The sequence below is a fragment of the Varibaculum massiliense genome, assembly GCF_900106855.1.
GTDB classification, from domain to species: Bacteria; Actinomycetota; Actinomycetes; order Actinomycetales; family Actinomycetaceae; genus Varibaculum; species Varibaculum massiliense.
In genome coordinates this window covers 1,909,945-1,935,308 of sequence record NZ_FNWI01000004.1, presented here as the reverse complement: position 1 = coordinate 1,935,308, position 25,364 = coordinate 1,909,945, and the positions used below count along the sequence as shown (strand labels likewise).

16 protein-coding genes are annotated in these 25,364 nt (G+C 52.4%); 7 read left to right on the top strand and 9 right to left on the bottom strand.

The features are described from left to right. The first annotated feature begins 46 nt into the window (after nt 1–46). The 3 genes from BQ5456_RS08565 (at nt 47) to BQ5456_RS08555 (ending at nt 3,737) form a co-directional block, all read left to right on the top strand. On the top strand, nt 47–841 hold the full coding sequence (locus tag BQ5456_RS08565) for a thymidylate synthase (RefSeq protein ID WP_071129603.1): 795 nt from the start codon (nt 47–49) through the stop codon (nt 839–841). A 10-nt stretch (nt 842–851) separates the two neighbouring features. After that, entirely contained in the window at nt 852–1,376 is a 525-nt protein-coding gene (locus BQ5456_RS08560; protein ID WP_071129602.1) for a dihydrofolate reductase, read from the top strand. Between the two features lie 69 nt (nt 1,377–1,445). Then, on the top strand, nt 1,446–3,737 hold the full coding sequence (locus BQ5456_RS08555; protein ID WP_071129601.1) for a YhgE/Pip family protein: 2,292 nt from the start codon (nt 1,446–1,448) through the stop codon (nt 3,735–3,737). Between the two features lie 378 nt (nt 3,738–4,115). Here BQ5456_RS08555 and BQ5456_RS08550 read toward each other — a convergent pair whose 3' ends face one another. The 6 genes from BQ5456_RS08550 to BQ5456_RS08525 form a co-directional block, all read right to left on the bottom strand. Then, nucleotides 4,116–6,467, bottom strand: a complete 2,352-nt coding sequence (locus BQ5456_RS08550; protein WP_071129600.1) for a YhgE/Pip domain-containing protein — start codon at nt 6,465–6,467, stop codon at nt 4,116–4,118. Next, the gene (locus BQ5456_RS08545; RefSeq protein ID WP_071129599.1) at nt 6,464–9,136 is read right to left on the bottom strand and encodes a YhgE/Pip domain-containing protein; all 2,673 of its coding nucleotides are present in this window, start codon (nt 9,134–9,136) and stop codon (nt 6,464–6,466) included. Before BQ5456_RS08545 ends, BQ5456_RS08550 begins: the two co-directional genes overlap by 4 nt. 264 nt (nt 9,137–9,400) lie before the next feature. Further along, nucleotides 9,401–11,089: a PH domain-containing protein gene (locus tag BQ5456_RS08540; RefSeq protein ID WP_071129598.1), complete on the bottom strand. Its 1,689-nt coding sequence runs from the start codon at nt 11,087–11,089 to the stop codon at nt 9,401–9,403. Next, nucleotides 11,090–11,590 carry a PH domain-containing protein gene (locus BQ5456_RS08535; RefSeq protein WP_071129597.1) on the bottom strand — a complete coding sequence of 167 codons (501 nt, stop codon included), beginning with the start codon at nt 11,588–11,590 and terminating at the stop codon, nt 11,090–11,092. A gap of 135 nt (nt 11,591–11,725) precedes the next feature. After that, nucleotides 11,726–12,049: a hypothetical protein gene (locus BQ5456_RS08530; RefSeq protein ID WP_071129596.1), complete on the bottom strand. Its 324-nt coding sequence runs from the start codon at nt 12,047–12,049 to the stop codon at nt 11,726–11,728. Between the two features lie 186 nt (nt 12,050–12,235). Continuing rightward, nucleotides 12,236–12,427, bottom strand: a complete 192-nt coding sequence (locus tag BQ5456_RS08525) for a hypothetical protein (RefSeq protein ID WP_071129595.1) — start codon at nt 12,425–12,427, stop codon at nt 12,236–12,238. Nucleotides 12,428–12,544: 117 nt separating this feature from the next. On the opposite strand from BQ5456_RS08525, the gene BQ5456_RS08520 reads away from it, so the two are divergent. Then, entirely contained in the window at nt 12,545–13,636 is a 1,092-nt protein-coding gene (locus BQ5456_RS08520; RefSeq protein WP_071129594.1) for a phosphotransferase, read from the top strand. Nucleotides 13,637–13,704: 68 nt separating this feature from the next. On the opposite strand, the gene BQ5456_RS08515 is transcribed toward BQ5456_RS08520, so the two are convergent. After that, nucleotides 13,705–17,199 (bottom strand): ATP-dependent DNA helicase, encoded by a 3,495-nt coding sequence (locus BQ5456_RS08515; RefSeq protein WP_071129593.1) that lies wholly within the window; start codon nt 17,197–17,199, stop codon nt 13,705–13,707. Further along, nucleotides 17,196–20,483 carry a PD-(D/E)XK nuclease family protein gene (locus tag BQ5456_RS08510; RefSeq protein ID WP_071129592.1) on the bottom strand — a complete coding sequence of 1,096 codons (3,288 nt, stop codon included), beginning with the start codon at nt 20,481–20,483 and terminating at the stop codon, nt 17,196–17,198. The genes BQ5456_RS08515 and BQ5456_RS08510 overlap by 4 nt, the downstream gene beginning before the upstream one ends. Before the next feature lie 184 nt (nt 20,484–20,667). Here BQ5456_RS08510 and BQ5456_RS08505 point away from each other — a divergent pair, with 184 nt between their 5' ends. Further along, the gene (locus BQ5456_RS08505; RefSeq protein ID WP_071129591.1) at nt 20,668–20,895 is read left to right on the top strand and encodes a DUF3107 domain-containing protein; all 228 of its coding nucleotides are present in this window, start codon (nt 20,668–20,670) and stop codon (nt 20,893–20,895) included. A 98-nt stretch (nt 20,896–20,993) separates the two neighbouring features. Here the strand turns inward: BQ5456_RS08505 and BQ5456_RS08500 are convergent, their stop codons facing one another. Next, entirely contained in the window at nt 20,994–21,599 is a 606-nt protein-coding gene (locus tag BQ5456_RS08500; protein ID WP_143037067.1) for a ferritin-like fold-containing protein, read from the bottom strand. Between the two features lie 292 nt (nt 21,600–21,891). Here BQ5456_RS08500 and BQ5456_RS08495 point away from each other — a divergent pair, with 292 nt between their 5' ends. Continuing rightward, the gene (locus tag BQ5456_RS08495; protein ID WP_235858563.1) at nt 21,892–23,469 is read left to right on the top strand and encodes a DEAD/DEAH box helicase; all 1,578 of its coding nucleotides are present in this window, start codon (nt 21,892–21,894) and stop codon (nt 23,467–23,469) included. A 31-nt stretch (nt 23,470–23,500) separates the two neighbouring features. Further along, nucleotides 23,501–25,234 (top strand): glycoside hydrolase family 13 protein, encoded by a 1,734-nt coding sequence (locus BQ5456_RS08490; RefSeq protein ID WP_071129589.1) that lies wholly within the window; start codon nt 23,501–23,503, stop codon nt 25,232–25,234. Nucleotides 25,235–25,364 lie beyond the last annotated feature (130 nt).

The window sequence follows — 25,364 nt, the reverse complement described above, 5'->3', positions numbered from 1 at the left end:
CTGTCCGGCTAGAATATGGGCAACGACTAGCGAAAGGTGAGGACGCGTGACGGACAGGCAATACGAGGATTTACTGGCTAAAATTTTAGAAACTGGCAGCAAGAAAGCGGATCGTACCGGAACTGGAACCCGCTCACTTTTCGGAGCCCAGTTGCGCTATAACCTGGCAGAATCTTTCCCCTTAATTACCACTAAGCGGGTATTTATGCGAGGAGTTGCCGAAGAATTGTTCTGGTTCTTATCCGGCACTTCTAATGTGCATCCGCTACAGGAAAAAAATGTCCATATTTGGGATGATTGGGCGAATGAAGAGGGCGAACTAGGGCCGGTTTACGGGGTGCAGTGGCGTTCTTGGCCCAGCCCTCATGGCAATATCGACCAGATTGAGCAACTGCTATCTACCATTAAGAATGATCCCTCCTCGCGCCGAATGCTGGTATCAGCCTGGAATGTTTCCGAGCTGGATAAAATGGCACTTGCCCCCTGCCACCTGCTATTTCAAGCTTATGTGGCGGACGGTCGCTTGTCTTTGCAGGTTTATCAGCGCTCGTGCGATATGTTCCTGGGCGTACCTTTTAATATCGCTTCCTATTCGTTGCTCACCCATATCCTGGCGCAGCAAACCGGGCTGGAAGTGGGAGAACTGATTTGGACCGGCGGGGACTGCCATATTTATAACAACCATGTGGAGCAGGTACGCGAGCAGCTATCCCGCGAACCTTATCCCTTCCCCACTCTGCATTTGCGTCGCGCCGACAATCCTTATGCGTATAAGTGGGAAGACATCGAGATTGAGAACTATCGCCACCATCCGACCATTAAAGCTCCGATAGCGGTTTAGGAGGCAAACAATGAAGGTGGGCATGATTTGGGCGCAGGCAGCGCACCGAGTTATCGGGGATGGCAAAAAGATGCTTTGGCACGTTCCCGCTGATTTTAAGCATTTCAAAGCCACCACTATGGGCAGCCCAATTATTATGGGACGCCGCTCCTTTGAAGCCTTGGGAAAACGTCCCCTACCGGGGCGGCTGAATATCGTGCTAACTTCCCAGGCGGGATACCAGGCCGAGGACGCGCAGGTGGCGTCCTCCCTTTCTCAGGCAACTCAGCTAGCGGAGGCTTCAGGAGCAGCAAAATGTTGGATTACCGGTGGGGCGCGCCTTTACGAGGAAGGGATGGCGGTAGCTGATGAACTGGCGGTTACCTATCTGGATTTAGATGTGGGTGACCAGCCCGGATACGCCCATGCTCCCCAAATTTCTTCGCAGCTTTGGCAGGTAGATGAGGCGCGCTCCGATAGTGATTTTCGCCCCAGATCCGGGGATTGTCGCTGGAAACTGGTTTACTACCAGAAAGTAGGACAGTCCGGCAATTAACACCATTAGATACACAGGTGTACCGTAACCGTTTAGAAAAGAAGTAAGCCAATTAAATTGGGAGGCACGATGGGAAAGAAATACCGTTGGAACACTCTTTCCAACGTGGTGGTAATTCTTGGCATCCTGGTGATTCCATTAATGTATTCCGGGCTGTTTACCTGGGCTTACGAAGATCCGATGCAGCGCGTCAATCTCCTAAAAGCCGCGGTGGTAAACCTGGATCAGCCAGCTACTGCTGACAGCGCTAATGGTGAAAAAACCCTCAACCTGGGCGATAGTCTGGAAAAAGAACTCTATAAAGATGATGCCCCAGGCTTCGACTGGACAAAAGCCTCCCTCCCCCAGGCAAAATCGGGGCTCAAGGACGGCACCTATAAGGCGTTACTGCTGATCCCCAACAATTTGTCCAGTTCTTACGCAAAACTTGCCGACCCGCAAACACCGGTTCCCGAAAAGAAAGCTCAGTTAGAGTTGCGTACCGATGATTCGGTGAACTACCTGCAAGGCACGATGGCAACCTCCGCTGCTTTGGCACTGCAAGCCGCTTTATCTCACGAGGGAGCAGCCGGATATATTGATCAACTTTTACTTTCCACCGCCCCTCTTAAAGAAGGGTTCCTTGATGCCGCCTCTGGCGCCGGACAACTTAGCGAAGGTGGAAATCAACTAGGAAACGGATCCGACACCCTAGTAGTGGGTTTGGGTGAACTGGCTGATGGCAGCGTTAAAATCCGCAATGGCGCCCTGAAGCTGCGCGATGGTGTCACCGCCTATACCGGCGGGGTTTCCAGTCTCAACTCCGGTCTGGGGCAGCTAAATGGGAATATGCCGCAGCTGGCTGCTGGCGCCAAGCAAGTTGACGGCGGCATCGACCAGATTCACCAGCAGGTGGCTGCCATGCAACCTGAGGTTAGTGAGCTGGCAAAAAATGGGAACGAACTGGTTGATATGCTGGCTCCCCTAGCAAATTCTGGGGTTGATACCACCAAAATAAACCAATTGTTGAATGAGCTTAAACAAGCGGTAGAAAAATGTGCGCAAGTGCCTCCACCTGCACTTCCGTCATTCCCGCAGTGTCAACTGCTTACTGATTTGGCGAAAAAACAGGGCATCACCCTGCAGCAACTGTCAGAAAATATCACCAAAGGTCAAGGTCTGCTGGCAATGGTAGACAAGCTTTCCCAGGTGGATCCGCAACAAATGAAGGCGAAACTCAGCGCAGCAGAACAGGGTGTTAATGAACTTAGCCGGCAAACCGCCCTCACCCCACAGGGGCAAATAGGAAAACAAAAACCGACACTAAAGGATGGTACTTATGCCTTGGCGAATGGTTTAGACCAGGCGCAACAAGGGGTAGGGAAACTCGCTTCCGGGGCGGCAACTTTAGATAAAAATTCTGCCCAACTGCGCGCCGGGGCAGGCGCCCTCAGCGGCGGTCTCGATTCCCTTTCCCAGGGAGCCGGTAAAGCCTCCGAAGGCGGCAAACAGCTCTCTACCGGAATCGATAAACTGACTGAAGGCGCCAATAGCCTGGAAGAAGGACTGCGTGACGGTGCCAAACAGATTCCCACTGTTGACCGCGGGCAAGCAGAAAAAGTTTCTCGAGCCGCCAGTGGAGTAGCAGACGTAAAATCTGTACGGGAAAACCCAGTGCATGATAACGGCGCCGGGTTTGCCCCCTTCTTTATGGCGCTATGTTTATGGATTGGCGGGATTGCTATCTTCCTGATCTTCCCGGCTCTAGATTTGCGGCGCCGCCCCCAGGAGAGCTTCTGGCGCTGCGGTTTCCGCTCTATGTCCATCGGGGCGCTCTTCGGGGCGCTACAGGCGATTACAGTAGTGACCGGGCTGCAACTATTCTTGAAGCTGAACGCCCAAAACTTTGGGGCTTTAATCTTGATAGCAGTATTAGCCTCTATCGGATTCGTGGCAGTAAACCAAGCCTGTGTAGCTGCCCTCGGGTACCGAGGACGCGCCCTGTCAGTAGTCCTGCTCTGCCTGCAAATCACCTCTACCGGAGCTACTTTCCCGGTAGAAACTGCCCCTAAGTTCTTCCAGTTCCTCAGCCCGCTGCTCCCCATGACCCATGTGGCACGTACTATCCGCGCCGCAATTGCTGGCGGAGATCTGCATTTGGGCAAGGCGCTAATGGTATTGGCAATCTGGACGCTACTTTCCTGGGTGGCGACCATTATTTCCGCCGCGCGTCGGAAAGGTCAGCGCCCCATGCCCTACGACCCGGCGCTAACCTTCAAGAAAGTTCCTCTGATGTCATCCCCGCTGGGTGGGGAATCGAACAACAGCGTAGAAGATTACGACCAGCGCACTCACCAAGCCAAAGAAAACCTTCCTAGCTGATTGTGCCTGGGAGCGGGGCTGCCAGGGCGCGAGGAGGCTGAGTTTTTCCTCCTGCCCAAAATCCGAAAAGGCTTGCCTTTTCGGATTTAACGCCCGCCTAGCCGACTCGGATAAAACTTTTCCCCCGCCCCTGTTGCAATCAGCGCCGACCTTTCTCCGCGTACACACCTGCTTATTAGCGCTAAAGCAGCCACAGCTTTCGCACGGTTAAGTAGCTAGCTAAGTGCGCTCGTTTTGCGAGGAGGCTAGGTTTTATCCGAGTGGGCGCGGTGGGCATAAGAATTCGGAAAACGCCGCTACGTTTTCCGAATTATTGGGCGGGAGGAAAAACCTATTCCCGTGCTGGACTGATTGGGAGGCGCGCGGTGTGCACCCGGGCTACATGACTTTCGTTTTTTCAACCTCTTTGGTCATATCGTGGATGCGCCCGGCAATCGTACGTCGCAAAACCATCCCGAGGAGCAAGTTCGGAATCACAAACATCAGGATCATCACCAGGTTATAGGCAAAGTCCCCTGCATAAATTCCGGCGATAGCTGAACGCATCAGGTTAATCGCATAAGTGGCGGGGAGCCAGGGACTGATGTTTTGGAACCATTGTGGTAGCAGTTCCAGTGGATAGGCTCCGCCAGCCGCAGAAATCTGTAACACCAGCAACACCACCGCTAAGGCTTTACCCGCATTGTAAAGCGCCACGACCAGCGTATAAACGATAATGGTAAAGACGGTGGAAATAACCCAGCCTGCTAAAATCAAAAGGAAGGGATGCGCCGGTTCAATCTCCACGAACACAATCAGCCCGATCATCAGCAATGTCGATTGCGCCATCCCGATTACCCAGAACATAAAGTAACGACCTAGGTACTCCTGAGCCCCGGTGAATATAGGCTTTTTTGCCACGGCTTTCGGAGCTGATTTCGCAACTGGAGTCGATGCTGTTTCGATATCTTCTGCATCCGTCTCTTCCGACCGGGATAATTCCTGCGCATTCGTATCAACATCAGCGTCTGCATCCGGATCTTTGCGGGGTTCAATGCTCGCGAGGTAGCGTTTACCCACATTCTCAGAGACCTCAGCGCGCAGGAAAACCCCCGCCAGGAGCGCACCCACCCAGAGGGCTATCACAGTAAAAAGCGGAGCCATACCCACCCCAAAGGTGACGACTGGGAACACTGCATTGCGTTTTAACTCTATGGGGGAAGAAATTAGGCGGGCAAAATCTTTGGGTTCAGCTCCCAAGGTGGTGGCGATTTTGTTCAAGTCACTTTGTGCCCGGGTGGAGGCAATCTGCTGACGAGTCTGATTCAAGCGGCTGGCTCCGTCACGCATCCTCTTCGCGGTATTGTTCAGACTCTTTTGGGAACTGCGCATACTAGCAATCATTCCGCCTGCGCTTTCCGACAGGTCAGTTTGCACCGCCTGCAGATAGGAACGGAAAACCTTCACATTTTTTCCGGCAGAATCCAGGTTTGTACGTAGGCTCTCAATCTTTGGCTGCAAGTTTTTCTGATAATTGGATCGAGCAGTTTCAATGGCCTGTTGCGCGTCTGCTATGGCTTGGCGGGCTTTCTTTCTCAGGTCAGAATCGATAGTTACTCCTCTGCGCAGGTCAGCCGCGGTACTGCCCAGTCGTTCGGACAGAATTTGTTGGCGAGCAATCGCCGCGTCCAGCTCAGCTAGGAATCGGTCGACGGTCGGATCCTTCCCCTCTAAATCCGCCCCGTCCGGCCCCAATGCCTGCCCGAGTGCGTCCCTCGTATGTTGGAAGCCAGTGATTTGTTTATCCAGCAAGGTCTTAAGCTTTTCGACTGTTGCCGCACTGCTCTGGCTGGTACTATTAGCCGAATCCAGCAAACTGTCTAACTGTTTTTGCAGGTCGGAAATATTACCTGCTGCCAGTCGCACGGCATCATCGAGCCGAGCAGAGACAGCCGCAAAGGGATCGGTTGTTCCGCCGGTACGATTGCCCCCGGAAACAAATGTGGAGTCAACAGCCTTCTCAAAGGAGTCCTGCACCCCTGCTGCCAACTGTTTTGCCCCAGTAGCCAGTGGTATCGCTGAACCTATCAAAGTAGACAGGGAACTAAGGGTGTTCGCCCCGGAATCTAGTTCCGCAGAGAGGGTTTCGAGGCGGTTACTCAGCCGATCTAGAGCAGCCTGAGTGTCGGCAGTGTCCAGATAAGAAGACACGTCCTCAGCAATACTCACCGCGACTTCTGCCAAGGTTTGCGAAAAAGTCGTGTTGATCTGCGCAGTTACCCCCTGAGCGCCTTGCGTGGTGAGATTGGCTGACAGCGGATTCTTTTTTTCGTTGGTGTGCAACGTGATATTTGCGGGGGCAGCTCCGCCGGCATAGAAGGTAAACATGGACTGGGAAAAATCCGGTGGTAACACAATTGTCGCGTAATATTCCCCCGAACGCGCACCCTCCAAAGCCTTATCTTTGCTGGTTATTACCCAATCGAACTGGTCATTTACTGCCAGTTCCTTGAGTACCGTATTCCCTACGTTGACTTTGACGTTCAGTATTTTGCTGGTGTAACCCTCATCAGTGTTGGCAACGGCAATCTTCAGTCGTCCCGAATTTGAGAAGGGATCCCAGGTCGCCAGGACGTTGAACCAGGTGAAGAACAAGGGAACGGCAATCAATAAAACCAGGGAAATCCGAACCATGATACTGCCGCGAATCTGACGGAAGTCGTCTCGGATGATGAAAAGTACTTCGTTCATCGTGTCTCCTCGCTAGTTGCGGAGGCATCGGCTTGTCCCGCCGGCTTCTCGGAACTTTCATCCGCGGTATCTGCCCGCACAGAGGAGTTAATGAGGCGACGTTTACTGCGACTGTGCTGATGTTCGCTGCTCAGGGGCTCCGAGCGATTCTCGGTTTTGCTAACATTCGTTTCGCGCTGGCGAGCTAGGCTCTCGAAAAGTTCATCTTCCGTCAGATGCGACAGTCTCTCGGCTCGTTCGATGGAGCTCTTGAGTACCACTACGCCAACCAGAGTCCCCATGATGGCCACTCCCCAAATCGCTAGTATCCCCAAGAGCACTGGCTTACTGGCGGAGGTGAGCCAGGAAATCATTCCGAGTACAACTAATCCCAAAATTCCCACGCTACTCAGTCCCTTAATCAAAGCGGGATAGCGGGCATTAAACTCTTCTTGACGTCGCCGGATACGAGTGGAAAATTCTTTCCGGTTCGCGAGCAGTGCAATGATGTTACTCAAGCGATAACCGCGGCTTTGCAACTGAACGTCTTCATTCACGACCAGTTCAGTGCGAGCCAAATCATCATAAAAGAGCTGGGTAAAGTAACCGAACCGACGCCTCCCCACATACCCCAGAAGGAACATGGTTACACTCATAAGCAATAAAATCGCCATCGCGTGCCAGTAATGCCCGTGATAGAACCCGCCGATAGTCTCTCGCATCGCATCGATGCCGTATGAAAACGGGAGCATCGGGGAAAGCAGCCGGAAGAACCTGGGCATAAGCTCAATCGGATAGATGCCCGAGGCACCGGGAATCTGTAATACCACCAGCAAGATTGCCAAGGCGCGTCCCACATGGCTGAACGCAGCTGCCAAGGCATAAATAATTGCCAAATAACACGGTCCGATCAGCATAGAAGTAGCAATAAAAGCGGGAATGTTGGCTGCCTGCACTCCCAGCAGCAAACTGCCCACACTGACAATTAATCCCTGCCCTATAGACAGCACGCCGGAGAGCATGAATCGTCCCAGATATGCCGAGCGTAAACTCAGCCAGTCAAAGCCTTCTTTATCGACTTCAACCCGGAAAATTATGACCAGGATAAGCGCGCCAATCCACAGGGAAAGATTGATGAACATGGCAGCCATTCCCGAACCATAAGAGTTGATGGGAAAAAGCGTTTGCTGGTCGAATTTTACCGGTGAGGTCAGATAGCGTCCGATATTGGTCGGTTCCAAACCAATGACGGTTTTCAAGGGTCCTGTCTGTAGCGCGGTAGCCAGAGTCGCCACATCGGTTTGCGCTCCGCTTGCCGCACCGGAAAGCGCGCCCAGATTGCCTTGCACCTGCTCAAGTACCTTTTGGGTGTCCACGATCTGGTCATCAATTCCGTGAGTCAGAGCCGAAAGTTCTTTGAGAGAAATCCGTGCGGTACCCACCGCAGATTTTATGGCTCCCAGCTGCGCCGACAGCTGCGTCACCCGGGAGTTTAATGTGGATGCGGTCTGGGCGGACTGTTCACGCAGACCAGTGGCACTACGTTGCGCATCGGTAAGAGCCTGATCAAAGGCTGTCATAAGTGCCTTAAAATCCTTGCTTGTTTTTGCCGCATCTGACCCGGTTTTCCCAACCCTGGACAGCAGATCTTCCATCTCATTCAGTTGGGCGTTCAGCTGCCCAGCGAGCTTTTGCGTCTGGGGGAATCCTTCCAAAATCGCAATCTGATCACGTATTTTCGCTATCGAAGCATTTGTACGCTGAATACTGGATTGCAACTGTGAGTCTATTTCTGTGAGTCTATTCTTCGCATTCGATACCGCCGAACTCGCCGCCGCTGAGGACTCACTGAGTGCCTTTTGAGCGTTAATACTGGCTTCCCCAGCTATGACAGAAAATTCAGAAGCATCGGAGACAACCGTCCTTAAAACGCCTTGGGCATCTGCCAAGGCCGCGGAAACGTCACACAATGCAGGATCAGCTGCAGCCAGCGCTACCCGGACTTTTTTCATGGTTTGTAAAGAATCCGTCAAAGATGCACTGGCGGAATCCAAGATGCCTTGCGCATCGGTCAGATCACGGTTGATACCGCTCAAGGCGTCTAAAGCACTTCCCTCAGCACCGACTACATTCGCGTCAATCTTCAACCCGCCGTCACGCAAAGCCTGTGCAATGGCCTCCCCGACCTGCCCCCGAAAAGTTGACGTGATTTGAATATCGAGTTCATTTGCTCCGACATCAGTAATTTTGGGCGCAATAGCGCCTTTCTTTTCATTTACGTAGTAGTTGATACTCGGCTGGTGACGCTCGCCACTGAAAATAGCAACTAAATCTTTACTAAAGGTCTTGGGAATAACGAAAGTAGCATAAACTTCCCCGGCTCTGATTTTATGAGTGGCTGTGCGTTGATCTGTAAACTGCCAGCCGAGCTGTTCATTCTCTGACAATTGTTCGACTACGAGATTGCCAACATTTAGCTGGCCTGTCAGTGCAGATTCCGTTCCCACATCGTTATTCACTACCGCTATGGGCAGGTTTTCCGTCACGGTGTAGGGGTTCCAGAAGGCCAAAATATTCAGCCAAGTGTACAGAGCTGGAGTAACCAAGATGCCGATTACGATAATCAAGGATCGTGGAACCGCAAAGATCCGCTTTACGTCACGAGCAAACACCCGGCAGGTATCTTTCATCCTGCCATCATAACCTTGTGTTCAGATTTTGCCATTTCGCTCTACATCCCATCGCAATCCCACGCGGAGGAATCCTAGTTTGCGAAAGTTTTACGCTTTCACCGCCGGATTCAGGTCAGAGGCACACGCGTTGTCACCATCTTTTTTAGTCGGAAACACGCTTTTTAGCCTCCTGTTATCAATCTTCATTCACGCTGAAGCGAGAAAAATGGGGTTCCCTGGAGTACTTTTATTGAGCCAGCCCCGCACGCAAGCACGTCGCAATTATTGTCCGGTAGGGCGGAGGGTTTGCAGCATGCGCTCCGCCCACTGGGCATTCGGCTCCACTTGGGAACGTATTTTCGAGACCGCCAGTTCATGTTCAGCAAGTTGAGCTGCCAACGCTGCATCTAGGTGTGGAACTTTCATCTGGGCGCTACCGGGTACTAAATCTAGGCGCACACCCGCCAGTCCTAGGCTTCGCTGAATGGGGCCAGCGCTGGTAGTAACCGATTGGGCGCGTTCGTGGGGTGTGAAGGTAACTTTGCGCCGCAGCCACCCGTCACGGTAGATAAGCACGGTCGCGGTGGCAGCAAAGGCGCGACGAAAGCGCGCAAGGGGATCTAGAATCTTGGCTTTTTCGCTGCAAGGAGTGAATATAACTTTCGATTCCGAATCTGAGTTCTTGCCGTTAAAAGCCGCCTGCAGTAGCCTGTCGGTTGCTGCGCCCTCACTGGCTCCTAAATCTCGGATCGCCATCTGTAAAATAACTTTTGCTTGCTCCAAGGTTCCCGCTGGCAAAAGTAGATTGTCGGCAGCTTGTTTCTTTTGGTTGCCGCTGGTTTCCACTCCGTGTCCGGCTAGAGTAACTTCAGCTTGCCACCAGCCGAAAGGTCTCCACAGTAGCGGTTGGATAAATCGGATGGCATGAATACGTCCTGGCGGCAACGTCTGCGACTTTAGCGCCAGCAGACCCGAAGTAATCCGAATCCCATCGTGAGTGATATTGGCGCTGAAATTGAAACCGGAGTTAAAACGTGACCAGGCATAAGACAGTATCATCAGGGGAATAATTCCAATGGAAATAATGGTGGGGATAAGGCTTCCCGCGACTAACCCTTGCACAGTTAGATCTGCCATGATGAACAGTACGATAGCGCCAATCGCCACAATCAGCGCCATTATCAGCAACCAGACCGTTTGCGAAGTCAACAGCACGGAGGCGATCAGACGCCCTGGTGAAACCCGATAAACTTCATACTCATCGCGGTCTAGTTGGTAATCGTCCTCCGCAAACAGCTCGGTTCCAGCTACGCCCTTTGACCGCTCCCCCAGTATCTGCGGTTCGGCGCTCTGCCGTCCGGCGATACGGGATACTACTTCCCGGCGCGCACCATCTAAATACTTATTGGCTAGGAACTGAATCTGTACTCGGGATCCACTGCCGCCTGCCGCCTCGATTCGCAGCTCCCCCACCCCGCAAAGCCGCGCTAAGAAGGGACGATACGCGTCGACGGATTGCACTCGGTCTAAAGGAATCTTCCGGTGTTTCTTAAAGAAGATCCCCCGTCGATACTGCACGTCCTCGGCGGTTATTTTCCAGGAGGTTGCCCGCCACGCGAAATAAAGATAGCCCCAAAGTAGGGCGAGAATTGCCAGCGGTACCACTATTACCAGCAGTAATACTCCCGGGTGTCCCGGTACATTTTCCCGGAGATTCTTAACCAGCATAATCAGGCTATTTAGCGATTGTGTTAACGCCACCACCACGATTACTACTAGCGCCTGCCACACCTGCAGCAACGGGGTGAGCCAGTGTACTCGCCGCCAAGTGGAGTTTTGATTCCTAGCGCCCGCATCGCTCCTACCGGCGGGTTCCCCTGGCTGCCCCCCTTCCCCGAGCGCCAGGGTAGGAAATCCTTTGGAGACTTCCTCAGAATCCGAAAGATTAAAGTTTAGCTTCTGATCAGCCATTTAAATTCCCTCGAGGTTGCTTTCAGCCAGATCTGCAATCTGTTCACGTAGCTGTGCGGCTTGTTCGCGGGGTATCCCCGGTAGCTGCGCATCGGTACTTGCCGAGGCAGTATGCAGTTTTACCTGCGCTATTCCAAAATGGCGGGCAATGGGACCTTCTTCTACATCCACATATTGCAGCCGACCCAAGGGAACCACCGTTAGGGACTTAAACATTATTCCCTTACGAATCTGCAGGTCAGTTCCAGTAACTGCCCAGCCCATCGCGCGAACTTGCCGGGGAATCAGCCACAGCAGCCAAAGCGCTATCGCCACCACTGTCGCGATTAACAGCAGACCAATCCACTTTTGAGGAAGTAGGAAAAATAAAATAATCACTACCGCCGCTGAGCAGAGCAGGAAAAATGCCACTGCTGCCAGGCGCACTTTTATAAGCTCCAAAGAAACTGGCCGGAACTGTACTCCTGTCGGCGCAAAGGGATCTAACTGAGAAGAAGGCATTGCTAGTCCTTTTTGCTTCTATACTACCAGCATCTTCCCCCTAGCCTTTAGTTGCTTTTAGTAGGCGGCAAAGGGATATGAAAAACCCCGGGCAGTTGAGGGGTGCCCGGGGTTTTTATCAGGTAGTAAGAGGATCTACCCGATCATGAAGGAACGTGTAAGGCTAATAGCACCGGCCGCGCCGATACCACCCAAGATAACGATTCCGGCAAGGGAACCGGCGCCGCCCATGCGGTCAATCGCGGAGAGATTGTTGGCCGCATAAGCCGAAGCATCAACATCGTTAGCGGCTAGGTTTCCGCTAACCTCGGTCGTGCGAGCCTGAATCTGAACAGTGGTCTGCACACCATCATTGGACAGCCCTTCGGCAGCCTGTGCGGTGAGCACGCCAGCAGGAATCAAAGCTGCGGCAGCAACCCCACAAGCAGCCATCTTCTTAATCGAAGTTCCCTTGTTCATTTCAGTCTCCCTCACGACCTGAATTCTTTCTTGTTGGTATTAATGTTACCACTCGGTCAAATGAAAGCAAGCTAATAGCCCTGATTTATGGGTGATGTGTGTCACAATTTACAAAAACTTATGAGGTGGAAAGTAGATCAGTTTTCAAAATAGCCTTACGACCAGCATTAATAGGTGTTTTATTGATTATAACAAAGCTATAACGCCAATACTTACCACCCGGTAAGTATTGGCAATTCCCAAAAACTTAAGCCTAAATTCACCCATTTCGTGACTGCTATCTAATAACTTTTTCATCACTTCAAATCTTTTTGCGTCCCAGTTCACATAGTTGGCCTCAGTGGTGTTGCTCGCCCGCCAATAATCAACTGCCACCACCCCGAAAAATGTCAGCGTTCCCCTTTCTTTTATGCAAAAGCCCCACGAAACCCAAATTATCTCGCCTACTTAATCCCCGAAACACGCCCTACTTGATAACCTAAAACCGTGAATGACATGGACGATTTCCTTCCTCTAGCCGCCATGGCGGCCGCCGCGATGCCCGACAACGACTTTGTATCGCTATGCTCGCCCCGCTATAAAACCGAAGACCTGCGCGTATGCGCAGTTAAAGACAAAGCTGAACGCAAGTGGCTAGTAAACTGCCCTACCACCCAACACCGCGATGAAGAACTGCAAATCCAGAGCCGGATAATGCAGGCACTAGCCCATGATGGCGCCCGTTTACCTTTTGCCCTCCCCTGGCCGGCACATTCGGTACGGATTGTAGGCGGAAAACGCGCCCTCGTTCATGCAGCTTTCCCTGGCAGACCCTTGACCCAAGAGGATCTGACCGTCTCAGACAAACTCGCAGAATCATTAGGAAAGGCCTTAGCGTCTCTCCACGACTTGCCGGCGCGGATTCTACAAGCCGCTGAACGCCCAACTTCTAGCGCCGACCAGATTCGCCGTCGCTGGCTAAATCTCTTGGATCAGGGGGCTGCCACCCGCGCTATCCAGCCCCGCCTATGGCAGCGCTGGGAGGAACGCCTCGAGGATGTTTCGCTGTGGCGATTTTCGCCGGCTTTTATCCACGCAGACCTACAAGAGCCCTACCTATATATAGAGGATGAAGCAATCACCGGTATCACCGGGTTTGGCAACGCCCAATTCGGTGATCCGGCTCGCGACCTGGCCTGGGTGGTATCTTCCTCTTCAGATGAATTCGCTAGAGGGGTACTGGGTACCTACCGCAAGCTACGTATAAGCGAAGACCCCAAACTAAACGCGCGTATCGAGCTTAACTCCGAACTGGTATTGCTGGAATGGCTGCTACATGGAGTAGCAGAAAACAACGAAGAAATCATAGCTGACGCTCGTGACTTAATCACCCAATTGGCAGATACCTTGGATAGTACCGGGCTGCTACCTGCCCTCCGCGAGGATTTTGCCTCTAAGAATGCAGATAAACTGACGGAAACCAGCACAGAGAAATTCAAGGAAACTGAGGAAAACGCCGCGGAAATATCCCCCCAGACGGAGGCAATACCCGCTGGCGATACTTCCTCGGACGCGAATGAGGACGCGCAAGCAGACCCCGGTATTTAAGGGTTTTTATCCTCGCGCGGGAAAACCAGCGCAGCGTAAACCTATCTGACCATCCCTGGCGTCTGCAGCTAAACCAGGTCAGGAAAGAGCTCCTCCAGTTTTTGCGGCAAGTGCAGATGCTCATGCCACTCATCTAGAGGACACAGCAAATCGTAGCGCACAAAGTATAGGGCAGCGCCGATATCTTCCAGCCGCATTCCTTTAGAAAACGCATAGACCAGGCGATAGGTATTAATTTGCCGGAGATATTTTTTAACCACTTCTAGACTGTTAGCACCTATCTCGTTAGAGCTATCAAGATCCAAATAATCCGTTTTCCAGTCAATAATGGTGAGCTTACCGGTCTTAGGACTGCGCATAATAGCATCGATTCGCGCCACCAATTTAGTAGCCATCGGAGCAGCAAATTCAACCTCGGAATCGATATACTCCCAGCCGCGCTGGGGATGAATCCTGCCGCCGCGCCATTTCTTCTGCAAACACCTCAACTCGTCAAGTAGTTTTTTATCCAGATGTTTAGATAAGGGATAGACCTTTCCTCTCAGTTCCTGATCTACCCATTCGTGGAATAAAGTTCCTAAAGTAGCGCCCCCCGACGGGAAATCCGGCAGAGGACGCCGCTGACTTAAGGCAAATCCCGCCGGATCTTCCTGCAATTTACGTGCCCGGGTTACCCCGGTGGAAATCGGTAGCTGAACTTGATTGCGGGCTTCCCATTCGGATTGCTGGTCACAGGTGAGCTGTACCGCCTGTTGCATCCAAGAAGAATGGATAGCAGCTATTTCCTGTGTCTCGTCTTCGTCGGAACTGGATAATAACCCCCGTAAGAAAGAATCAGCATGGATATTATCGATTAGCTCGCTCAGCTCGGCCGCCGCCACAGAAAGTTGGGCTAACTCTGGAGAGGGGCTACCAGGCCATTCGAGGTGGCGGGGTGTTGCCTCCCAGTCATCATCCTCACCCGGAAGCCTATTTCGCAGATCACGCATTTTCCCACTGGAGTCTATTTCCGCCAAAAATTGTGAGGGCACTCGCCTAGTCGTAGCAGTTCCCGAGTGTTCACTCCCGGTGAGTAATAATTCGGATTCCGCGCGAGTGAAAGCCACATAAGCTACCCGGCGGTCAGCTAGCTGCGAGTGAAATCCCAAAGCTAGCTGGTAACTGTTTATCACTTTCCCATTCTCTGAAAACACGCTTGTATCGAAGTCATAGCCACTTTCCTCTAGACCGCGCTCAATAGTAGGGAGTACTTCTTTATCGGGACGCAGGTCGTAGGGAATCATCTTCGGATCAGTGGTCCAGGAGGAAGTTTTACATTCGCCCTTACTCGCAGATATCGGGCGGTCGGGAAGATTTCCGCCAAACTTTGCCGGGCTGGGAGGTTCATCGAGACCAGGAACTGCCACCCAAGTCCATTCCAAACCTTTTGCCGCATAGATTGTCATGACCTGGATGGCATTCGGGTTAGGCTCCTGAAGAGGCATATCTAAGCCCCGCTCATGCTTATCAGCCATTTTTAGCCATTCTAAGAAACTAGGCAGGTTGGTGTTTACTCCGCTGGTCTCGTAGTCGCGGGCGACCTTGACAAAACTGTCAAGGCAGCCTTGCGAGAGTCCCCCATCGGGACGCACTTTGACATCTAAATCCAGAGACAGGGTAAAAATGGTGCGCTGCACCAAAGAACCCAACGGATCGTGAATATGGCGGCGTACCTCTGCTAACTGGGAACGTAAAATATCCAGGCGGCGGCGGGCCTCCGTACTAAAAGCGCTGCCAGTTCCCTTTACAGTCCAGCCAGGCTCCGGCAGATTATCGAGGGCATCCATTAAATAAGGTTGGGGATTAATATCCGGGTTATCCTCCGGGTTGGCTAAATGGCGCGCCCAGCGCCACAACAAATCAATGTCGGCCGGGCTGATACCACACCCGGTAATCAGTCGCATTAGGGCATCTCCCCGTCCGGCATCTGCCGATACTTGCAACGCAGCAATCACATCGGCAACTGCAGGATCATAGATGAGACCGGAAACCCCGGTAACCTCCACGGGAAGTCCCTTCCGGCGCAATGCCTGGGTGATTAACGGACCTTGGGAATGTTTACGCAGCAAAACCGCTCCGGTAGGCAAACTTTCTTGCTTATCTGGCGGTAGCTGCTCATTCTTAGCGATTATTTCCTCATGCAGCTGCCAACGCTTAGCAAAAAAATCTGCAATCCCTTCAGCTTCCTTTTCACTATCCTCAAAGAAATGTATTTCAACGTTACCGGAATCATCACGCTTTTGGGGGCAAGTAACCAGCTCTTTTGCCTTAACTGAGGAAGCCGGAGGGGCGAAAGTATCAGGTGAGGGCGCGGATCCAAGTTTGATTTTCGGCTGCTGCGCCTGGATTAGATTACGAATCTGATTTTCTACCTCTTGAACGCTCACCCCCTCTGCCAGCTGCTTCAACGGGTGCACAATCTGGTTCGCTACCGCCAGTATCGCTTCCCGGTTGCGGTAGGTAATCGGCATGTCCTTGACATGCTTGTCGACCTCACCGGATGGCACCCCGAAAGCGGTTAAAAAATCGCGCATCGAAAGTTCCGAAGCTCCTCGCCAGCCGTAGATTGCCTGATTCGGATCACCGACTGCCATCGCGCCTTTACCGGTAAAGATATTGGAAAAAAGTTCTAGTTGCGCCACGGAAGTATCTTGGAACTCATCCAGTAAAATCACGTCATAACGTTCACGAAACTGCTGCCTAATATCGGGAAATTTCTTAACCAATTTCGCCGCATAATAGATTTGATCTGCGTATTCGATATAGCCATTATGTTGCTTGTACTTTTCGTACTCGGAACAGATAGCTAACAATTCCTCCCTTTGAGTCAACGCGTCCAATAATTTTTTCAAACTACTGCTGGGATTTTTTGAGTTCCCCTGGGCTCTGCCACCGCTATAGAGTTTGAACATTTCCTTCAAACCGCTACAGACTTCTTCGGTCTCTAAAAGCTGGTCGCGCAGCTGAGAACCGATAGCCAATGCTCTATCAACTGCAGTTCCTATAGTAATATCGGCGCTCAGTTCCTGTGTCCAGTTGCTGACGATTTCATACATTATCTGCCAGCGCCGCGCCTCATCTAACAGTACACAGGCAGGGGAAATTCCCAAGCGGGAACCATATTGTTGCACTATCTGGTTAGCGAAAGCATTATAGGTGGAAGTTACTGGACGGGAAAGCCCCCCGGTTTCCCTGTCGGTGAGATATTCTGCCACCTCCGGAAATTCTGGACTATCTGCTAAATGCTGCAGATAGTTACCCACGCGAGTAGCTAACTCCCGATCTGCTTTATTAGAAAATGTCAGCCCCAGCACCCGATCGGGAGCTACCAGCCCGTTAGCCACCAAGTACACTACTCGAAACGCCATAGTGGCGGTTTTGCCGGCTCCTGCCCCTGCAATTGCCATCATCGGCTGATTGATTGGGGCAGTAATCACCCTTTCCTGATCTTCGTTGGGGCGATACTGTCCGATGGCCTCGGCAATTTGCGCGGGAGAATACTTGATTTTTTGACCGTTACTCATAGCACCTGTTCTCCTTCACTCATTAACGGGCAGCAAAAACGCAGGGAACAGTTACGACATTTGTCATTTTCTACTGCCTTAAATTCTGCCCCCGAAACTACCTGCGCCGCCTGCAGGATATTTTCTATAAGTTTGGTTCTTCCTTCATCAGTTAAAGGGCTTTGGGACTTTTCTTTCGGAATTTTCTCAAATTCGGAACCCACGTCCTTTTTGTTGGCATGATTAGAGAGGTCGATTAGACTGGCGCTTTGAATTCGGTTTTCCACATTCTCCAGTAACGGTGCCAGCAATTCTTGAGACTGCTCGTCTCCTCTCGTCAGGAGCTCGGCAACCAGCAGCTGATAACAGGCGAGCTGCAGGCACTCATCCATTTTGCTATCCGCAGGGAGGTCGCCGCCCGTCTTGAAATCAACAATGCGGATTCCCTCCTCCCCTGCTTCCAGACGATCCATCCGGGCATTGAGCGCCGCCGTGTCCCCCACCAAGGCACGGGAACTAATCTCGGTTACTGCCGCCTGCTGATGGTCATCTAAATAACGGCTGAGGAGCCGCACCATATTTTCTTTCCGCTGCAGTTCCTTTTGAGAAAAGAACGCCTCTTTATCCTGTGGCCAGTTTGCATAAAAGAACTCTAAGCGCTCGTCTAAGCTGCTATCGATCATTTCTTCCGCAATCTGGTGTACCAGGGTACCCCAAGCTGCCGGACCGGTAGCATCCACTGCTTTTCCACCCCGCCTGGAAAGTAACCAGCGAAATTCACACCTATTCAGCAGTTCTAAAGCAGAGGGCGATATTCCCGCCCGACTACCGGCAGGTTTTAATCCCGCCGAGTTAGTCCACCAAGTTTCATCTCTGCCCACCTGACGCCAGGTATTCGGGTTAGCGGCACGCACACCCTGATAGCTCAGGTAAGCTAACGTTTCTAGGGCTTTGTGACGAAATTCTTTATCGGTTCCCGTGGCGAGGACTGCCCTCAGATGTGCCACCAGGGAACGTAAAGAGGGGAATAATTGTTTCTGCCGGTAGTTTTCACTGCTAATTTCGGAAGCAGATTCTGCGGGCTGATCCCAATCGCTGCCCAGATATTGCGCGAGCGTGAATTTTCCTTTTTCGATTTGTTTGCAGAGGTTTTCATAGAATATGGAGGGGGTTTCCTCGGCATCGGAACGCACGGTCACCAGCAGCTTGCTACGGGCTCGACTGAGGGCGCACCTTGCTAAAGAACGCTCTATCCCGAGGGCACGACTACGGGATTCTCCCGGAACTAGCTGCAGCTTACCACTGGGGCTGAGCAGCGCCTTCGCGTGGAGCAAATCAGATATTTCTTCGACGCGCATCAGCGATCCACTCTGGGAAAACACCGGCCATTGCCCGTCCTGCATTCCAATGACTGCGCAGGTATCCCAGGTGCGTCCGGCCGCTGAAAACACGGTTTCTAATGCCACTGCCGAGCCTAAGCCGTGATTTCCAGTCAACACGTCCTCAGCTTGACTTTGACGCATCAGCACCTGGCAGTAGTCACTCATATCGGCGTTTAAATGACGCTCCGACCAAATCTGGGCATGACGCACTAATGCGATTACTGCATCTAAAGCTTGGTCAGCAAATCGTTCTCCCCGCAAGGCACGCTGATACCAATCGTTTTCCAGGTCTAGTTGCCGCCAAATGTTTTCTAAAGCCTCTACGGGAGGCAGCGACAGACAGCCAATCCCAGCGGTTAGAACCTGGTGGCAGTGAAGGAAAATTTCTCCCCCTTCTACCATCTTTACCTGGGTTAAGGGAAAACGAGGAGTGCCGATTGAGCTGTAAAATCCTGCAAGCTTAGTATCTAAAGCAATTCCAGCGCTGACTAAGGAGCGCTCTAGACGCAACATTTGCAGAGAGTCCAGGGAGAATAGCGGGGAACGTAAGAGGCGGCGTATGGTTTTCCCGCGAGCGTTGACTACTTTATCTTCTAAAATGTTTTCTTTGGAAGGTGAAGTAACTGCGTCTTGCTTACTGGAGTCATTGCCCGGTCGGGCTTTCCGCTTCGCTAACTCACTTTGCCCCGGAAGAGTAAAAAGAGAAAGTAACGCCCCGGTTATCTGATTAGATTTGAATAGTATTGGTCGTTTCTGTTCATTTACGGGAATCTCCATCCCCTGTAGCAGCGACACTACCTCTTCAAGTTGGGTGTGGGTGCGAGCGATAATAGCCATATCCTTCCAGGGAACCTGGCGTTTTAGGTGCTGATAACGAAAATAATCTGCGATTGCCTGTGCTTGCGATGACAGCGTTGAAAACTCGGCAAACTTTTGCTCTCGAGCAGTGTCACTGCCGTTTTCCTTTCCTAATGGGTCTATAAGTCCCAGACCTCCCGAGGTTTCTCGAAATGAATTTTCTAAGGTAATCCGCGTGCTGCTGAGCTCTCTGGCTAGTTCCTCAGCGCCTTGTGGATACCCACCACGGAAGGTTTCTACTGCTGCTTGGGGATTATATAGAGCAAAAATTTTTGCTCCTCGCCTAGCCATTTGAATCAAAAGTCGCACGGCTGAAGCCGGACAATCTTGCAGGTCATCAATAATTACCCAATCTGGAAGGTGGGGCGGTGACAATAGAGAGGCGTCTTCTCCCCACTCTCCGAGCACCTGACCGGCGCGATCTTGCATGCGGGCGGCATCCCAACGATTGTCGGTAAATGAGGGTTCGTAATGACTAAGTAGAGCTGCGGCCGCGCGCCATTCTGGCACCTGATATTCACTACCCAGCGCATCTAAATCCAGGGAAGTGATTCCCCAATGGGCACAAGCTGCAAAAAGGGAGCGCACTTCAGCACGGAAATATTCTGTTTGCCTGACTTCGGGGCCGATGTACTCTGGCCACTTTACGTTTGGAACTTGTTCTAAAAGATCCTGAATTCGTTCCTCTTCTTGCGAGCCGGTCAGCAATACCGGTTCCGGCAGCTGCTCACGCCGATTACTGGCGAATTGTTTCAACACCTGGAAGGCCAAGGCGGTGGGGGTAATAAACGGCCGGGCTATAGGGAGATCTCGGCTAGTTTTGGCAGTGTTTAGGTAATCTGCTCGCACCCGCGAAGGAGTTACCCCCACGACTTCACTTGCCTGATTATGCAGCATTTTCATGGCTGCGAGCGCCAAAGTAGTTTTCCCGCTACCTTCTACCCCGTTCACTACCATAGATTCTCCGTTTTCCAGGCGAGTAAGGATTCTGGCGCCCTCCCCAGTAATCTGAGGTATTTCCAGTTCAGGTGGAGAAGAAGCGTATCGCAGTTTCAAGGTAGCCATGAAGGCTATTATAAGAATCCAACCCTAAGCTTGCAGTCGTTTACTATTTCTCGATTAGCCAGCATGAAAACCGGGGATAGTCACGCGACAATAAAACGACTTTTGCTGTTAGCAAGCAATCGTATCAATAGCGATGTCCGGCAGGTAGGATAGCTTTAGGAAAGTAATTTAAACGGAGGTAAATGTGAATATCTCACTGGGACTTAAGGGCGTAGCAAAAACTTTAGATTTGGAACTAGAGATGACGTCTGCACAGGTCAAAGCTACTTTACAGACTGCCCTAGAAAGGCCAGCAGAGTTGCTGTGCTTAACCGATAAAAACGGCCAGCAGGTGCTGATTAACCCGCAGTTAGTCGCCTATTGTCAGGTGGGCGAGCCACAACCTAAACAGGTGGGATTTGGAATCGGGTAAGCCCGCACCTGCCCTTTAACCAGCTTTTTCATTCCGACCTCTTCCCCTTGCTTGGAGGGGCTGCTGGGTAGCTTTCTACCTGAGGGCGGTCTTTGCCGCTAGGCTTTTAGACCGGTGCGTTCCATCCGTACGCGGTGATGTTCCTTGATTTCTTCCGGGATGTCTTGCGCGCCCTCGGCAGCAAGCTCCGGATAGCCAACGATTGCTTGGCGCATCGTGGAACGCACGTCCCCGAGTACCCGCCGTCCCCATAGTGAAAGCCGCGCCGGAACCGTGGGTTGGGTGGCGCAAGCCTGGGTGATGACTGGCACTGCCCATTCTTCCTGACCACAATCCCAAGGAACCTCGGTCAGGTCTGCCTGTAGCTGCGGGGATAGCCCCGCGGTCAAAGAGCGATTAAAGTCTGCCATCGCCCCAATAGTTACGTAGCTTTTCACTAGACGTTCATACCAGTCAGTAGGGCGCAGGCGCTCTTCTAGCTGAACGGTTAGCCCCATATACTGTTTCATTTCCGCGGGTAAATCTATCCCTAAGTTTTCGCTGACCTGGGCTACTTTTTGATAGTTGTCCCAAGCCCGCGCTGACATCTGCCCTAAAGCGATTTCTTGCTCTACCGTGGGACATAGCGAAGCGTCTTTCGCTAGGCGCTGTTGCATTGCCAGCGTAAAGTATCCGATAAGTCCTAGTCTTTGTGCGTCACTCACCCTTTTAGATTAACCCGCCTGGAGGTCTGCTGCTCGCTTTTGAAGCCCGTAGCTTCAGCTTCCATAAAATAGCAGTCCTATAAAAAGATGTAAGCTGCATTACCCTCATTGTTTGCCCCGTACGCACTTCGGTTAGGATGGAGAAGAAGACAACGGGTTGACCGATCGTTTTTGTAAACGAAGTATTTTTTCCGGGCGCCTCGCCCCGGTCTCCTCAGCGGAGAGCCAAGATTTTTCACGATCGGCTACCTCACATAGTTCCAGGGGAAAATTCCCCGTGAAAGGTATTCGATTGACAACTGAAGAAAATATCCAAGCAACCAGTGGAATTGCTGACACTTCCGCCGCGCACGAGCCTCATATTCAGCAGGCAGAAGCCGATGTAGTGGGCGATTCCTCGATGGATCTTTCCGGAAAAACTTTCGCTGATTTTGGGGTCTCGGCTCCGCTCTGCGAAGCTCTGAAAGAAGTAGACATCCTGCACCCCTTCCCCATCCAAGCGCTGACTTTACCGGTGGCTTTGGAACGCCACGACATTATCGGGCAAGCCAAGACCGGCACCGGCAAGACCTTAGGGTTTGCCCTGCCCGCACTAGAGAACGTAATTGGTCCGGGTGAGGACGGTTTCGAGGATCTGCTAGATCCCGGTCACCCACAAGCCCTAATCGTGTTGCCCACGCGGGAACTGGCCATCCAGGTGGCGCGGGAAACCGCGCAGGCAGCTGCTCACCGCAGCGTACGTATTTGTGAAATCTATGGGGGACGGGCTTTCGAACCCCAGATTGCAGACCTGAAACGGGGAGTCGAGATTGTAGTCGGTACCCCCGGTCGCCTGATTGACCTTATGAAACAGGGTCATCTGAGCTTGTCGTCAGTGCGCACTATGGTGCTAGATGAAGCCGATGAAATGCTCGACCTGGGATTCCTTCCAGATGTAGAGGTGCTACTTTCACGCACCCCGGCAAATCGGCACACCATGCTATTTTCAGCTACTATGCCCGGCGAGGTAGTGGCGCTAGCCAGGCGTTATATGTCTCATCCCACCCATATTCGGGCGCAGGATCCCGATGATCAGGGCGCGACGGTAAAAACCACCCGGCAAGTGATTTACCGCTGCCACGCCCTCAATAAAATCGAGGTGGTAGCGCGAATCTTGCAGGCCCGCGAGCGCGGTCTCACCATTATTTTCACGCGCACTAAACGCACTGCCGCCCGGGTGGCGGAAGATTTAGGTAAACGCGGATTCGCAACTGCCTCCCTCCACGGTGATTTGGGGCAAGGCGCGCGGGAACAGGCGTTGCGGGCTTTTAGGCACGGAAAAGTAGATGTTTTAGTAGCCACCGATGTGGCTGCCCGCGGGATTGATGTCGATGACGTTACCCACGTGATTAACTATCAATGCCCCGAGGACGCCAAAATCTATATTCACCGGATTGGACGTACTGGTCGCGCCGGAAATTCTGGAACCGCGATTACCTTTGTTGACTGGGATGATGTCCCTCGCTGGAAGCTGATTAATAAAGAGTTATCCCTGGGGATAGAAGAGCCGGTGGAAACCTACCACACCAGTACGCACCTATATACTGATTTAGACATTCCCGAGGACGCAGGTGGACGTCTGCCCCTGTCCATGCGCAAACGCGCAGGTCTAGCCGCCGAAAAGTTGGAAGATCTCGGGGAAACTGGTGGTCGCGGTCGGGTACGCTCTGGGCGCGGACATAATTCTCGAGGACGCTCCAGGCGCGGTAAAGGCGCGCGCGGCGGACGGGATCGGCGCCGGGAACGCGATAGTCACCAGGGGGCAGGCACTCAGCGCCAGCCCCGTCCGCGGCGGGCACGGCGCCGCCGCCGTAAAGGCAGTGAAGACTAAGAATTTTTAAACAACCACAGAGGAGAGATAGATGAGCCGCGTTGAGCGATGCGACTGGAATCAGTGGTGGCGCAGTGCCGCAATCTACCAGGTTTACCCGCGTTCCTTTGCCGATTCCAACGGTGATGGGATTGGGGATTTAGCCGGGGTGTTAGAAAAAATCGATTACCTGGAAAAACTGGGAATCGATGCAGTCTGGTTTTCTCCCTTTTATCCTTCCCCCCAACACGACACCGGCTATGACGTAGCTGATTACCTGGATATTAACCCCGAATATGGCGACTTGGAGACTTTCGATAAAGTTCTTGCCGAGCTGCATACCCGGGGAATGAAAGCCATCATCGATGTGGTCCCTAATCATTCCTCTTGGGATCACCCCCTGTTCAAGCAGGCGCTAGCCGCGGAGCCGGGAGATCCGGCGCGCGATATGTATATGTTCCGCAAATGCGCAGATACCACTCCCAATAACTGGGGGTCTATGTTCGGCGGATCTGCCTGGTCAAAAGTGGAGCCCCTAACTGGTAAAGCCAGTGACCGAGACTGGTGGTATCTACATATTTTTGATGCCTCCCAACCTGACTTTAACTGGGAAAATCCCAAGGTTCACGAATTTTTCCGCTCTTACCTGCGTTTCTGGTTAGACCGCGGCGTTGATGGTTTCCGCGTCGATGTGGCGCATGGCCTAGTAAAAGATCCCGCACTCCCCGATGATGTGGTAGGTCCAGATCGCTTGAACTATGAAGGACCAAACAGCGACAATGGACGCGCCCTCGATGTGGGGCCGTTCTTTAACCAGCCGAGGGTCCACGATATTTATCGGGAATGGCGCCAGGTATTAGATGAATATGGCCGTGACCGGATGCTAGTTGCCGAGGCTTGGGTGAATACCCCGGAACAAGAAGCTATGTATGTGCGCGAAGACGAGATGTCACAGGCCTTCAACTTTTCGGTAGTTAACTGCCAGTGGGAGCCGGCAGCTCTGCGGAAAGTAATCCGGCGCACCCAGGAGGCATCCGCCTCGGTTGGCGCTCCTCCCACTTGGGTACTGTCCAACCATGACAAGGTTCGTCATGCCACCCGTTTCGGCTACCCCACGGGTGCTAACACCGACAACGGGATCGGGGCAAGTGACCCGCAGCCAGACCGGAAAATCGGATTGACCCGGGCATTATCGGCAACCGCTTTTCTGGCGGGTCTGCCTGGATCTATCTACCTGTATAACGGGGAAGAATTGGGGCTACCTGATGCTACCAAGCTTCCGGATGATGCCCGTCAAGATCCCACCTGGCAGCGTTCTGGTTTTAGGGTACGAGGACGCGATGGCTGCCGGGTGCCACTCCCCTGGTCAAATGATTCCGGCTCTAACTTCGGGTTTTCCCCTGCGGGAGCTAGCCCTGCCTGGTTGCCGCAACCAGATGATTGGGGTGAACTGTCGGTACAGACACAAGCATCTGACCCGAACTCTCCGTTAAACTTTTATCGCAAAATGCTTGCTGTACGACGCGACCTCGCCCTGGGAATGGGCGAATCTAGCTGGCTAGACAGCGATCCGGAAGTACTGGCTTTGCAGGTTACCGGAGCGAACGGTCGCCAAGTAGTAGTAGTAACTAATCTGGCAGTGGGCTACCGTCCCTTACCGAAAGAGGCGTTGACGGATTCGGCAAAAACTGTGTTGGCAACCCCGGGAATTGCTACCCCGGCGGTCTCGCACGACAATGCAGAAACCCAAATTGCGCCGGGGCAAACTATGTGGATTGAGATTTAGAGCTTCTATGCTCTAAGCCACTCCAAGACCCCCCGAAACTACCTGGTCAACAGTTTTTGTAACCCTTATGGAACAGGTGTAACAAATGCCACTACTAAAAACGTGGTTTTGGGTCGGTGCTTTCACATTT

What these genes read in the sequence shown, in the direction of transcription:
- BQ5456_RS08540 (WP_071129598.1), bottom strand. Translation starts at nt 11,089, where the DNA reads ATGGCTGATCAGAAGCTAAACTTTAATCTTTCGGATTCTGAGGAAGTC.
- BQ5456_RS08515 (WP_071129593.1), bottom strand. Translation starts at nt 17,199, where the DNA reads ATGAGTAACGGTCAAAAAATCAAGTATTCTCCCGCGCAAATTGCCGAG.
- BQ5456_RS08555 (WP_071129601.1), top strand. Translation starts at nt 1,446, where the DNA reads ATGGGAAAGAAATACCGTTGGAACACTCTTTCCAACGTGGTGGTAATT.
- BQ5456_RS08550 (WP_071129600.1), bottom strand. Translation starts at nt 6,467, where the DNA reads ATGAACGAAGTACTTTTCATCATCCGAGACGACTTCCGTCAGATTCGC.
- BQ5456_RS08545 (WP_071129599.1), bottom strand. Translation starts at nt 9,136, where the DNA reads ATGAAAGATACCTGCCGGGTGTTTGCTCGTGACGTAAAGCGGATCTTT.
- BQ5456_RS08520 (WP_071129594.1), top strand. Translation starts at nt 12,545, where the DNA reads ATGGACGATTTCCTTCCTCTAGCCGCCATGGCGGCCGCCGCGATGCCC.
- BQ5456_RS08560 (WP_071129602.1), top strand. Translation starts at nt 852, where the DNA reads ATGAAGGTGGGCATGATTTGGGCGCAGGCAGCGCACCGAGTTATCGGG.
- BQ5456_RS08510 (WP_071129592.1), bottom strand. Translation starts at nt 20,483, where the DNA reads ATGGCTACCTTGAAACTGCGATACGCTTCTTCTCCACCTGAACTGGAA.
- BQ5456_RS08530 (WP_071129596.1), bottom strand. Translation starts at nt 12,049, where the DNA reads ATGAACAAGGGAACTTCGATTAAGAAGATGGCTGCTTGTGGGGTTGCT.
- BQ5456_RS08535 (WP_071129597.1), bottom strand. Translation starts at nt 11,590, where the DNA reads ATGCCTTCTTCTCAGTTAGATCCCTTTGCGCCGACAGGAGTACAGTTC.
- BQ5456_RS08490 (WP_071129589.1), top strand. Translation starts at nt 23,501, where the DNA reads ATGAGCCGCGTTGAGCGATGCGACTGGAATCAGTGGTGGCGCAGTGCC.